Annotated in this window: 10 protein-coding genes; 8 read left to right on the top strand and 2 right to left on the bottom strand. The window is 64.2% G+C overall.

The features are described 5' to 3' along the window. Nucleotides 1-35: 35 nt before the first annotated feature. Nucleotides 36-1,268, bottom strand: a complete 1,233-nt coding sequence (locus ACQR1I_RS09705; RefSeq protein ID WP_434864395.1) for an urea ABC transporter substrate-binding protein — start codon at nt 1,266-1,268, stop codon at nt 36-38. Between the two features lie 349 nt (nt 1,269-1,617). Next, nucleotides 1,618-2,562 (bottom strand): helix-turn-helix domain-containing protein, encoded by a 945-nt coding sequence (locus tag ACQR1I_RS09700; RefSeq protein WP_434864394.1) that lies wholly within the window; start codon nt 2,560-2,562, stop codon nt 1,618-1,620. Between the two features lie 172 nt (nt 2,563-2,734). On the opposite strand from ACQR1I_RS09700, the gene ACQR1I_RS09695 reads away from it, so the two are divergent. The 8 genes from ACQR1I_RS09695 to ACQR1I_RS09660 all read left to right on the top strand — a co-directional run bounded on the left by ACQR1I_RS09695 (nt 2,735) and on the right by ACQR1I_RS09660 (nt 12,138). Continuing rightward, the gene (locus ACQR1I_RS09695; RefSeq protein ID WP_434864393.1) at nt 2,735-4,267 is read left to right on the top strand and encodes an amidase; all 1,533 of its coding nucleotides are present in this window, start codon (nt 2,735-2,737) and stop codon (nt 4,265-4,267) included. A gap of 52 nt (nt 4,268-4,319) precedes the next feature. Then, a complete protein-coding gene (locus tag ACQR1I_RS09690; protein WP_434864392.1) occupies nt 4,320-5,261 on the top strand; it encodes an acetamidase/formamidase family protein in 942 nt (313 codons plus the stop codon). A 701-nt stretch (nt 5,262-5,962) separates the two neighbouring features. Continuing rightward, nucleotides 5,963-6,535 (top strand): cupin domain-containing protein, encoded by a 573-nt coding sequence (locus tag ACQR1I_RS09685; RefSeq protein ID WP_434864391.1) that lies wholly within the window; start codon nt 5,963-5,965, stop codon nt 6,533-6,535. Nucleotides 6,536-6,871: 336 nt separating this feature from the next. Beyond that, entirely contained in the window at nt 6,872-7,888 is a 1,017-nt protein-coding gene (locus tag ACQR1I_RS09680; RefSeq protein WP_434865111.1) for an ABC transporter permease, read from the top strand. A gap of 3 nt (nt 7,889-7,891) precedes the next feature. Continuing rightward, nucleotides 7,892-8,743 (top strand): ABC transporter permease, encoded by an 852-nt coding sequence (locus ACQR1I_RS09675; protein WP_434864390.1) that lies wholly within the window; start codon nt 7,892-7,894, stop codon nt 8,741-8,743. Continuing rightward, nucleotides 8,743-9,705, top strand: a complete 963-nt coding sequence (locus ACQR1I_RS09670; RefSeq protein ID WP_434864389.1) for an ABC transporter ATP-binding protein — start codon at nt 8,743-8,745, stop codon at nt 9,703-9,705. The genes ACQR1I_RS09675 and ACQR1I_RS09670 overlap by 1 nt, the downstream gene beginning before the upstream one ends. Next, nucleotides 9,702-10,694 carry an ABC transporter ATP-binding protein gene (locus ACQR1I_RS09665; protein ID WP_434864388.1) on the top strand — a complete coding sequence of 331 codons (993 nt, stop codon included), beginning with the start codon at nt 9,702-9,704 and terminating at the stop codon, nt 10,692-10,694. The genes ACQR1I_RS09670 and ACQR1I_RS09665 overlap by 4 nt, the downstream gene beginning before the upstream one ends. Further along, on the top strand, nt 10,684-12,138 hold the full coding sequence (locus ACQR1I_RS09660; RefSeq protein WP_434864387.1) for an amidase: 1,455 nt from the start codon (nt 10,684-10,686) through the stop codon (nt 12,136-12,138). The genes ACQR1I_RS09665 and ACQR1I_RS09660 overlap by 11 nt, the downstream gene beginning before the upstream one ends. Nucleotides 12,139-12,155 lie beyond the last annotated feature (17 nt).

Raw genomic sequence — 12,155 nt, 5'->3', positions numbered from 1 at the left:
GGCGGCGCAGTCCCTCAGGACCACGCCACCTGCGCTCACATCACCTTGATGACGTACTGCTTGGCGTCTTTCGGGTTCTTCTTGAGGTCGCATACTGCTGCGGTGTCGAGTGGCTTGCGCTGCGGGAAGCTTTGCATCAGCACCGGTTGCTTGTTTTCGTATTTCGCAAGATGGACGTCGAACACGCTGTGATGCGTCTGGGGATCCAGCGTGACCAGTCCGCTCGGACCGTTGATGCTCACGCCGCCCTCGAGAGCCTCGATCACCTTCTCGCGGTCGAGCGTTCCCGCTTTCTTCACGCCGGCTGCCCACAGCAGCATACCCTGATAGCTGGACATCGTCAGATCGGAGATCGGCGGATAGTCGGCACCGACCTTGGCGCGGAACTTCTTGAGAAACTCCTTGTTCGCGGGCGTATCCAGCGTCTCGATGTAATTGTATGCGACGACGATGCCGTTGCTTTCTTCCGGAGTGAGCACCATCTGCTCGTTGGCGCCGCCAAAGGTGGTGGATGCGACCGGGATCTTGCCGGTGAGGCCAGCCGCCTTGAACTGGCGATAGAACGAGATCGGACCGCCGCCGACCAGTACCGTCATGATCCAGTCCGGCTTGGCGGCCTGGATCTTCGAAATGGTGCTGCCGAAATTGGTCGCGTCGAGCGGAAAGAACTCTGTTCCGAGCACTTCACCGCCGCCGTCCTTGACGTATTTCTTGACCCAGTCCGAGGTAATCTGCCCGTAGTTGTAGTCGGCGGCAAGCGTGTAGACCTTCTTGCCCCAGTTCTTCAGGCCATGCTCGACAAGGATCTGCGTGTTGTGGGCCGGTGTGACACCATCGATGAAGATGTTGCGGTCGCAGACGCCGCCCTCGTAGGGCATGTCGTAGAAATACAGCGTTTTGTACTTGTTCAGCACCGGCCGGATCACCTCGCGGGACGCCGAAGTGATGCCGCCGTGGACGACCGCAACCTTGTGCTTGAGAGCCGCCTCCTGGGCGTACTGCGCATAGAGTTGCATGTTGGTTTGGGTGTCATAGCTGACGACCTTGATCTGGCGCCCCAGCAATCCGCCACTGGCGTTGATCTCGTCGACTGCAAACATCAGGACGTCATGCATCGGCTTGCCGGCACCTTCGAGGCCGCCAGACAGGTCGTACATGCTGGCGATCACGATCGGCTCGCTGGCAGCGGATGCGCCGCTGATCAGTACCGGCCCGAGCGCCGTGACTGCAGCTCCGTTCTTCAGAAAATTCCTGCGGCTGATGGCCATCGCGCGATCTCTCCTGCTGCCGCAAGTGCCAGGTTCGCTCCATCGTCCGGCCTCGCCGCCGGATGATCTCAAACAGGCAACCACGGTCTCGTTCAACTTGCTCCGATGTTAGAACGCGGCGCGACATGTGCGCTTGTCTCGAACTGCCAAACGCTAGGTTCTCCTTGCCAAGCATCCCTTCCGAACCTGCGACGTCCCGGTCGAGTAACTTCGTCCGAGCGTTCTCTTCGTGAGGACTGCATCGCGATGACGCGGGACAGCCCGTCCCGAAGCATGAAGCCACAATCGGCGATGGGGCTCCACGTGCGATCTGCACGTGGAAACGGCCCGAGTCGCGAAGCGCCCGCCTTCAACCGCGCCGGACCAGAGCTTGCGGCGGATGGCCGAAGGCCTTCTTGAAGGCACGACTGAAATGCGAAAGGTCGGTAAAGCCGAAGCTCAGCGCAGCATCCGTGACGTTGCGAATCCGCCCCTCGGCCAGCGCCTTGTAGCTTGCCGACAGCCGCTGCTGCCACAGCCAACGGATCGGCGTGGTCCCTTCGGCGGCGAACAGGCGGTGCAGCGTCCGGGGCGCCAGGTTCTGGGCGGCTGAGATGCTTTCGATCGTCATGTCGCAATCCTCGAGCCGCGCCGCCACGAACCGCTTGACGCGCGCAAGGCGCGGATCATGGCAGCCGGCCTGGGCATCCGGATCCGCCAGCTCGGCCTGCAAGGTCGCCGTCAGCAGATCGAGCGCGGAACTCGCCACGCGGCTCGCGATTTCACTGTCGAGCTCGTGGTCGAAGGCGATGAGCTGGCGGATCATGCTGCCGGTCAGCGTGCCGAGCTGCGAGCTCGCCGGGATCGGGCGGGCTGTAAACCGTTCCGTCTCCGGGAGCCGCGAGGCGAGCAAGGGGCGCGGGATCGAAACGATGATCTGATCGTTTTCACCGCCGAGCTCGATCGTGAACGGCCGCGCCTGATCGTAGATCAGCATCTCGCCATGCCCTAGACGTACAGTACGGCCGCTCTGCTCGAAGCCGACGTCGCCACGATACACCAGCAGCAGCATGAAGTGATCGCGCGGGTCCCTTCGGATCTCCGCCGCGTTGCGCAGGACCTGGATACGCCCGTCGGTCGCAACCGACGACAGCATGCTCACGGTGAGAGTGCCCAAAGATCGCGCGGTGATATTTCCTAAGAACGGCCCCGGGCTGGCGCGGCGGTAATCGGTCTTCGAGTAGTTATGGCAGGTCGCGTGGTGCCAATGCTCAAAAGATCGGCTGGTCCCGACAATATTCTGGACATTGAACATCGGTTTACTCCGATCGGACGCTCACGCTCGGACCCACCGAGAGCTAAGCAAAAGATATGCCAGCGCCCGTCGCGCGTTTGGCGCATTAAGCCAACAAGGCGGCATCCTCAGCCAAGCGCAGCACTGCACGCGACCGTATGGTTGATCGCACAACAATGCGGGAGTGGTTCCGATGTCCTTCAAACTGCCGTCGACTAAGCAGCTGCGTGAGATCGGCGAAGGCATGGGAATGGATCTCACCGAAAGCTACGCCAGTTCGGTGATTTCCTTCGTCACGCCGTTTGCCGAAGGTTACCGGCTGATCGCCTCGCTGCCTGATGACGTACCGCCCATCAAGTATCCGCGGGGCGGGTTCAGCCGTCCGGTAGGCGACGCCAACAGTCATGGCGCATGGATCGCCAAGGTCGAGGTCAAGGGCGCGGCGGCAGGGAAACTGGCGGGCAAGAAGGTCGCGGTGAAGGATACCTATGCGCTCGCCGGTGTTCCACTTACCAACGGCGCGTCGGTGCTGGAGGGCTACGTGCCCGAGTTCGATGCGCCCGTGATCACCCGTCTGCTCGACGCCGGTGCCGAGATCGTCGGCAAATCGGTCTGCGAGTACTTCTCTTTTTCCGGCGGCGCGGCGACCAGCATCTCCGGCCCCGTGCACAATCCGCGCGCCTGGGGCCACACGCCGGGCGGCTCGTCGACGGGCTCGGGCGCGCTGGTTGCGCTCGGCGAAGTCGATATGGCGACCGGCGGCGACCAGGCCGGATCGATCCGGATCCCGTCATCGCTGTCGGGCGTGGTCGGCATCAAGCCGACCTGGGGCCTAGTGCCCTACACCGGCATCATGGGGATGGATCCGACCATCGATCATGCCGGTCCGCTGACCGCGACGGTCGCCGACAACGCGCTGTTCCTCGAGGTGATGGCAGGCGAGGACGGCTACGATTCTCGCCAGCGTGGGCTCAAGCTCGACAGCTACACCAAGGCGATCGATCGCGGCGCCAAAGGACTGAAGATCGGTGTTGTCAAGGAGGGCTTCGGCCAGTTCGACTCGCATCCCGACGTCGACGCTGGCGTCCGCGCCGCGGCGAAGACCCTGCAGGAACTCGGCGCCACCGTCGAGGATGTCTCGATTCCCTGGCACCTCAATGGCGTCGCGCTGTGGGCCGCGATCGCGCTGGAGGGCACCTACGGCGCGATGATCGCCAGCGCGCTGCCGCGCAATATCCAGGGCCTCTATCCGGTCTCGCTGGCGGGGCGTCTCGGTGCAATGCACGACCGCGCGAACGAACTGCCCGACACGGTCAAGGTCGGCATGCTGCTCGGCGCCTATACCGAGAAACAGTACAAGGGTTACTTCTACTTCAAGGCCCAGAACCTCAGGCGGCGGCTGCGCGCCGCCTATGATGCCGCGCTGGCCAGCTACGATCTGCTGCTGATGCCGACCACGCGGATGATGGCGTCGCCGATCCCCGGCCCCGACGCCCCGTTCGAGCAGCTGATGAATCACAGCTGGGAGCAGATCACCAACACCTGCCCGTTCAACGTGACGCATCATCCGGCGATTTCCGTGCCATGCGGGCTGGGCGAAGGCGGCAGGCCGATCGGGCTGATGCTGGTCGCCGCGCACTGGAAGGAATCGACGCTCTACCAGGCGGCCGATGCCTATGAGCGCAGCGGCGACTGGATGTCGCGCGGCCCCGCCGGCAAGCGATGACCGGCAGCCGACTTTACCGACAGATTGTCAAAGCCAAGCGAGGAGGACAGCGATGACCAGCCCGATGACGATAGCGGCGACCGCAAAGAGCGTGAAATGGGGCTTTTTCGATTCCACCACGCAGCCCATCGTCCACGTCAAGTCCGGCACAGAGGTGATCATCGAAACGGTCTCGGGCGAGCCGAACTGCATGCCGCCGGAAGGCATGTTCGAGATCCTCCCCGAGCATCCCGAAGTACTGAAGGATTGCGAGCGCGGTCCGGGGCCGCATCTGCTCACAGGCCCGGTCTATGTCGAGGGTGCGATGCCCGGCGACGTGCTCGAGGTGGACATCATCGACATCACCCTTCGGCAGAATTGGGGATTCAACCTGATCATTCCGCTGCTCGGCACCATTCCAGAAGACTTCCCGGACTTCGTTCTGAAGTTCCTTCCGATCGACAAGCAGGCGAAAACCACGACGCTTCCATGGGGCGGCGTGCTGCCGCTGGATCCGTTCTTCGGCGTGATGGGCGTGGCGCCGCCGCCGAACTGGGGTCGGATCTCGTCGATCATGCCGCGCGCGATGGGCGGCAACATGGACAACAAGGACCTCCGCCCCGGCACCAAGGTCTACTTCCCGGTGTTCAACGAGGGCGCGCTGTTCTCGGTGGGAGATGGCCATGGCGTGCAGGGCCATGGCGAGGTCTCCATCACCGCCCTGGAGACCGCATTGACCGGCCATTTCAGGTTCACCGTCCGCAAGGACATGAAGCTGACCGCGCCGAGGGCCGAAACGCCCACGCATTACATGACGATGGGATTCGACGAGGATCTCGATGACGCGGTCAGGCAGGCGCTGCGCGACATGATACGCTGGCTCGGCGACATCCGCGGCTTGTCGGCCAACGACGCTTACGCGCTCTGCAGCCTTGCCGGGGATTTCCACGTTACCCAGATGGTGAACGTGATCCGTGGCTCGCACTGCATGATCCCGAAATCGATCCTGAAATGAGTACCGCGGGCTCTCCGATCACGTAGTCCAACAGATCGAATGATCAGGCCGTCCGCGCGTTCGCCCGCCAGCTTCACCGCGAAGCAGGGGCCTCACGATTTCCAGTTCTCGGCCCCGTGTAAGGCAAGACAAGGCGCTGGCGCAGACGCAAGGCCTTAATGTTCTTTATATCCAGCGAGCCGACGAGACGTTCGTCGAAATTGCTATCGGTCCCGTGTTCGAGGTGCCAGGGGCAACGTCGGAGGAGGTGAGGCGGCAAGAACGGGCTTCGGCTTTGTGACGAGATGCGGCTTGACTTCGCCGTACGATGTCACTGCCCGTTGTGTACCCAGATCGCGACTCCGATCCGCGTGAGACCAGGAATACGGCTGCCGTTTGAGCGTGCCGCCCTAGCTAACAATCCGCTGCGCCTCTTCAGCACTCAAGCCTCATCTTGGAGATGATGGCTTGAGTGCTGCATGTTCAAGAGTTCGGAGTCCAGCTTTCCCCGCAGTTCGGCATTGAGCGATTTCGCTCTGCCGGCAAACTGCGGGAGCCATGGCGCTGGCGGTCGCGCGAGGGGCTCCACCAACTGTGGTCGCCGCTGGGCCACCGCTGCGTCAATTCCACATCCTTAATTACCTTCCGGCCGCATAACATGCTGGTAAATCACGTGATTATTATGCATATGTCGGCTATCTGAAACTGCTGGAACCCGCCCCGTGAACTCGGAAAGCACATTAAATATCGGTCCGCGTCTTCGGCGAGCACGGCTGGCAAAGGGGATGCGGATGCGTGACCTCGCGCACGTCGTCGGCTGCGATGAAAGCATGATCTCCAAGATCGAGGCCGGCAAAGTCATGCCGTCGCTGCCCATGCTGGATAAGATGGTCCACGCGCTCGACCGCGACATGGCCTCGTTCTTCGGCCTGAGGGTGGACGACTACAAGCTGGTGCAGAAACCTGAAGACCGGATGAAGGTGCCTGTCGATGCGCTGCGCGGCGGCAAAGGGGTCATCTACGAGCGTCTGGTCCCTGTGGCCGCCGGGAATCTGCTCGAGGCGAACATTCACGTCGTCGCTCCCGGCGGAGAGAAGGTCGATCTGATCACCCATCAGGGCGAGGCCGTCGGCTACCTCGTGTCCGGAACCATCGAACTCACCATCGACGACACCACATATCTGATGACCGCCGGCGACTCCTTCTTCTTCAAGGCCTATCTGACCAACAGCTATCGCAACGTCGGACCCGACGAAGCGCGCATCGTCTGGGTCAATACTCCGCAGGTTCACTAGAGGCCGGTTCGTCACGGGGGCGGGTAGGCGGCCTTCTATTTGCTCTGCGTCGTTGCATGAATTTCATGCATGTGACGAGAACGAATGCAGAGAGCCTTGGAGCCCCGCGTTCCGCAACCTCATTGCGGAGCCGCGCAGAGGACAAATCACAGCAGTTCCGCATATGCCCTGCGTTTCAAGGGCTCTGCGGCGATGATGGCATAGCGCTTGCTTAATCCTAGACATGACTGTGATGCATGCCGATTGCCCCCGGCTGCGTCCGACTGTCGATGGGGCCTCACCCGTTGAGGCGCGCGGCGCAAGCCGTCGCCGCAGCGAATGATGGCAGGCGAACCGCTGATGGCTTTCGTTTGGAAACGACTGCTTGGCACCATCCCGAGCCTGGTGGGCGTCGTCGTTCTCACGTTCTTCATCTCGCGCGCGCTGCCCGGAGATCCCGCGGCGTTCTTCGCCGGACCGGCGGCCAACGCCGCATCGATCGCCAGCATCCGCGCCACGCTGGGCCTCGATCGTCCGCTGCCGGCGCAGTTCGTGAGCTACATCGCCGACCTCGCGCACGGCAATCTCGGCCGCTCGCTCACGACCGGGCAGCCGGTGCTGACCGATCTGCTCGAACGGCTGCCCGCATCGCTCGAATTGTCATCGTTCGCGCTGCTGTTCGCGATCGGCATCGCTATTCCGATGGGGGTGTGGGCAGCGACGCGTATCAATGGCGGCGTCGATCATGCCTGCCGTGCGCTGGTCACCGTGAGCGCCGCGTTTCCGACCTTCTTCGTCGGCCTGCTGTTCGTCTATATCTTCTACTTCCTGCTCGGCTGGGCGCCGCAGCCGCTCGGCCGGCTCGACGAGATCGCCTTCTCGCCGCCGCCCCGTGTGACCGGGGCTTACACCATCGACGCCGTCATCGCCGGCGATTGGCCGGTGTTGCGGGCGGCATTGGCTCAACTGATATTGCCCGCGATCTCGCTTGGCCTGTTCGCGCTGGCGCCGATCGCGCGGATCACGCGCGCCGCGATGCTGGAGGCGCTGAGCAGCGATTTCATCCGCACGGCCCGCGCCAGCGGCCTGCCGGTGCGCAAGATCCTGATGGCTTACGCCTTCCGCAACGTGCTGCTGCCGGTGTCGAGCGTGCTCGGCATGGTGTTCTCCTTCCTGATCGGATCCAACGTGCTGATCGAGCAGGTGTTCGGCTGGCAGGGCGTCGGCGCTTATGCGGTGGCCGCGGTGATTGCCTCCGACTACGCGGCGGTGCAGGGCTTCGTGCTGATGATGGCCGTGCTCTACGTGCTGCTCAATCTCGCGGTCGACGTGTTCGCAACGCTGGTCGATCCCCGCGTGCGGTTCGAGGGCTGAGCGATGAGTCTGGTCACGCTCGCCCGCAACACCGGCTACGCGTTCGGCGAAAACCGCCTGACTTTGGTGGCCGCGATCATCCTGGCGCTGCTCGCGCTGTGCGCGATCTTCGGTCCATCGATCGCACCCTACGATCCGCTGCTCACCTCGGCGACCACCAAGCTGGCGCGCCCGAGCCTCATGCATCCGTTCGGCACCGATGCGCTCGGCCGCGACATCCTGAGCCGCGTCATCGTCGCGACGCGGCTCGATCTCGGCATGGCGGTGTCGGCGGTGGCGCTGTCCTTCGTGGTCGGCCTCGCGCTCGGCGCGCTCGCCGGCTATTTCGGCGGCTGGACCGATCGCATCATCGGCCGGGCGATGGACACCATCATGGCGTTCCCGCTGTTCGTGCTGGCGATGGGCATCGTGGTGGCGCTCGGCAACAGCGTCGCCAACATCATCATCGCCACCATGATCATCAACCTGCCGTTCTACTGCCGCTTCGCCCGTGCGGAGGTGAATGTGCGGCGTGAGCTCGGCTATGTCGAGGCGGCGCGCATGGGCGGCAACGGGCCGCTGCGCGTCCTGATCAACCACATCGTCCCGAACATCCTGCCACCGATGATGGTGCAGGCCTCGCTCAACATGGGATGGGCGATCCTCAATGCCGCCGGCCTGTCCTTCATCGGGCTCGGGGTCCGGCCGCCGACGCCCGAATGGGGCATCATGGTCTCGGAAGGCGCGAGCTACATCATCTCCGGCGAGTGGTGGGCGTTCATGTTCCCGGGCGCGGCGCTGGTGCTCGCGGTGTTCTCCTTCAACATGCTGGGTGACGGGCTGCGCGATCTGCTCGATCCGAGAAAGCGCGTGTGATGGCGCAGCTCGAGATCGACAACCTCTCGGTGGAATTCCGCACTCGTCATGGCGTGGTGCGTGCGCTGGATGCTGTCAGCCTGTCGGTGTCGCGCGGCGAGATTGTCGGCGTGGTCGGCGAAAGCGGCTCCGGCAAGTCCGTCACCGCCTACACCGTGATGGGCCTCAACGATGCCGCCGCACGCATCACAAAGGGCGCGATCACGATGGGCGGCATCGATCTCTTGGCGGCGCGCCCGGAGGCGATGCGCGAGCTGCGTGGACGCGAGATGGCGATGATCTTCCAGAGTCCGCGCACCGCGCTCAACCCGATCCGCAAGGTCGGCAAGCAGATCGAGGACGTCTTGCAGGAACATGCCGCACTCCCTCGGCGCGACCTGAAGAAGGCAGCGATCTCGGCGCTGGCGCGGGTGCGCATTCCCGATCCCGAACGCCGCGCGGAGGCCTATCCGTTCGAGCTCTCGGGCGGCATGTGCCAGCGCGTGATGATCGCGATGGCGCTGGCCTGCACACCGTCGGTGCTGATCGCGGACGAGCCGACGACGGGGCTCGACGTCACGACGCAGGCCGTGATCATGGACCTGATCCGGGAGATGAGCCGCGCGACGCAGATGTCGACCCTGCTGATCACCCACGATCTCGGTCTCGCCGGCGAATATTGCGACCGGATCGCCGTCATGCATGCCGGCCACATCGTCGAGATCGCTCCGACCGAACAACTGCTGGAGCGTCCGGCGCATCCCTATACGCGCCGGCTGCTGGCGGCGACGCCCGTGCCGGAGTCGCGCCTCGACGACCTCAATGCCATTCCCGGCCATCTGCCCGATCTCCGCGGCGCGCTGCCGCCGTGCCGCTTCAGCGGACGCTGCGAGCTGAGGCAACCCATCTGCGACGAGGCGGAGCTGCCGTGGACCAACGTGTCGCCCCAGCATCTCGTGCGTTGCCGGTTTCCACTGTCATGACGCCGCTGCTCGAGGTCACCTCGCTGTCCAAGCTGTACCCGATCAAGCGGGCGGGGAAGGGGGCGAAGCTCCATGCCGTCGACGATGTCAGCCTGGTGATCTCAGCCGGAGAAAGCGTCGGCCTCGTCGGTGAATCCGGCTGCGGCAAATCGACGATGGTGCGCCTGCTCGGCCGTTTGATCGATCCCACGGCAGGCCACGTGCTGATGGACGGTGAGGATCTCACCGCGATTACGCAGACGAAATTCGCGGCGTCGCCGAGCCGGCGGCGTATCCAGGTCGTGTTCCAGGACGCGACCGAGAGCCTCAACCCGTCCTTTCGTGTGTTCCAGGCAATCGCCGATCCGCTGAAGCGGCTGCTCGGCATCACCGACGGCGCCGAGATCGCGCGCCGCGTTCAGACGACTGCCGCCCTGGTCGGGCTGCCGGATGAGCTGCTGCAGCGCTATCCGCATCAGCTTTCGGGCGGCCAGCGCGCGCGCGTCGGCATCGCGCGCGCCGTTGCTGTCGAGCCCTCGCTGTTGATCCTCGACGAGCCGACCTCGGCGCTCGACGTCTCCGTGCAGGCCGTGATCCTGCGGCTGCTCGCCGATCTGCGCGCGCGGCTGTCGATGAGCTATCTGTTCGTGTCGCACGATCTCAACGTTGTCAGGCTGCTGTGCTCGCGCGTGATCGTGATGTATCTCGGCAAGATCGTCGAGATTGCGCCTGCGGAGGCGCTGTTTACCGCGCCACGCCATCCCTACACGCATGCGCTGGTCGCCGCGATCCCGGATCCCGCGCGGCGCGGTGAAGCGCGGCCGCGGCTCGACGGCAGCCCGTCCAGTCCGATCAATCCCGATCCCAATGTCTGCCGCTTCTACGGGCGCTGTCCGAAAGCAGCCGACATCTGCGCGAAGGTGATGCCGCCGCTGCGCGCGACAGGGCCGGATCATTTGGCCGCCTGCCACTTCGCTGTTTCACCCGCTGGAGGAAACGATGAGCGCTGACAACGAAATCTGCCGCATGGACGCCGCCACCGTGGCGGCGAAAGTCAAGGACAAGACCCTCTCGGCCACGGAGGTCACAGAGGCGGTCCTGCGCCGCATGGACAAGCTCGAGCCGCACATCCATGCCTTCTGCACGCCGACCCCCGACGTTGCGCGCGCTGCCGCTGCCGCGGTCGACGCCAAGATCGCGGCCGGCGAGGATCCCGGCCTGCTCGCGGGCGTGCCGATCGGTATCAAGGATCTGGTCGCGACCAAGGACATCCTCACTGTCATGGGGTCGCCGCTCTATCGGGACTTCGTGCCCGACGAGGACGACATTGTGGTCGAGCGCCTCAAGGCCGCTGGCGCCGTCATCATCGGCAAGACCAATGTGCCGGAGTTCGGCTACAGCGGCGTCGGCCACAATCCTGTATTTCCGGCGACGCGCAACCCCTGGAATCTCGACATGACGTCGGGCGGATCGAGCGCCGGCTCCGGCGCTTCGGTCGCGAGCGGTGTCGCGCCGTTCGCGATCGGCTCCGATGGCGGCGGCTCGATCCGCATTCCCTCGGCGCTGTGCGGGCTCTACGGGATCAAGGCCTCGATGGGGCGCGTGCCGCTGTATCCGGGATGCCGGGACGAACGCTATCCCGGCGTGTCGAGCTGGGAGTCGCTCGAACATGTTGGCCCGATGAGCCGCACCGTGGTCGACTCCGCGTTGATGCTCAAGGTGATCACCGGACCTGATCCGCGTGATCGCTACTCCATCCCCGCCGCCGATTTCGACTACGTCGATGCTACGAAGGAGAGCATCAAGGGCCTGCGGATCGCCTACAGCGAAGACTGGGGCTATGCGCCCGTCGACCCCGAAGTCCGTCGCGTCGTCTCCGAAGCGGTGCGCGTGTTCGAGACCGACCTCGGCTGCACGGTCGAGCGCGCCAATCCCGGCTGGGACGATCCGTTCCCGCATTTCTGGACCATCGTCGCCGGCGACACCGATCTCACCGGCCTACGCCGGATGATGAAGGGGCGCGAGAAGGAGATGTCGCCGCATCTCGTCGCGCTGTTGCAGCGACAGTGGACGGCGGAGGAATTCACCGATGCCAAGATGATCCGCCAGATGGTCTGCAACCGCATGTGGCGGTTCATGGCCAACTACGATCTCCTGATCACGCCAACGCTCGCGGTGCCGGCGTTCCCGCTCTACATGCAGGGGCCTGAGATCATCGAAGACAAGATGGTCACGACCGGCGACTGGCTCTGCTTCACCTTCATCTGCAATCTGACGGGCCAGCCCGCGGCGACCATTCCCGCGGGCTTCACCAAGGCTGGCCTTCCTGTCGGAATGCAGATCATCGGCCGCCATCTGGCGGATCGTACCGTGCTCGCCGCCTCTGGCGCCTTCGAACAGGCGCGCCCGTGGGCGCACGAATGGCCGAAGCTGCTGGGCGAGCTCGGCCTTTGACACTGCCTCCAACCACC

Origin of the sequence: Bradyrhizobium sp. HKCCYLS2038 (genome assembly GCF_051167655.1) — a bacterium.
Taxonomy (GTDB): domain Bacteria; phylum Pseudomonadota; class Alphaproteobacteria; order Rhizobiales; family Xanthobacteraceae; genus Bradyrhizobium.
Note: the sequence above shows the minus strand (reverse complement) of the source record. Positions and strands in the feature narration are given on the sequence as shown.

Excerpts from the sequence above, each read along its gene's own strand:
- ACQR1I_RS09705 (WP_434864395.1), bottom strand. The coding sequence starts at position 1,268 with ATGGCCATCAGCCGCAGGAATTTTCTGAAGAACGGAGCTGCAGTCACG.
- ACQR1I_RS09700 (WP_434864394.1), bottom strand. The coding sequence starts at position 2,562 with ATGTTCAATGTCCAGAATATTGTCGGGACCAGCCGATCTTTTGAGCAT.
- ACQR1I_RS09695 (WP_434864393.1), top strand. The coding sequence starts at position 2,735 with ATGTCCTTCAAACTGCCGTCGACTAAGCAGCTGCGTGAGATCGGCGAA.
- ACQR1I_RS09690 (WP_434864392.1), top strand. The coding sequence starts at position 4,320 with ATGACCAGCCCGATGACGATAGCGGCGACCGCAAAGAGCGTGAAATGG.
- ACQR1I_RS09675 (WP_434864390.1), top strand. The coding sequence starts at position 7,892 with ATGAGTCTGGTCACGCTCGCCCGCAACACCGGCTACGCGTTCGGCGAA.
- ACQR1I_RS09670 (WP_434864389.1), top strand. The coding sequence starts at position 8,743 with ATGGCGCAGCTCGAGATCGACAACCTCTCGGTGGAATTCCGCACTCGT.
- ACQR1I_RS09665 (WP_434864388.1), top strand. The coding sequence starts at position 9,702 with ATGACGCCGCTGCTCGAGGTCACCTCGCTGTCCAAGCTGTACCCGATC.
- ACQR1I_RS09660 (WP_434864387.1), top strand. The coding sequence starts at position 10,684 with ATGAGCGCTGACAACGAAATCTGCCGCATGGACGCCGCCACCGTGGCG.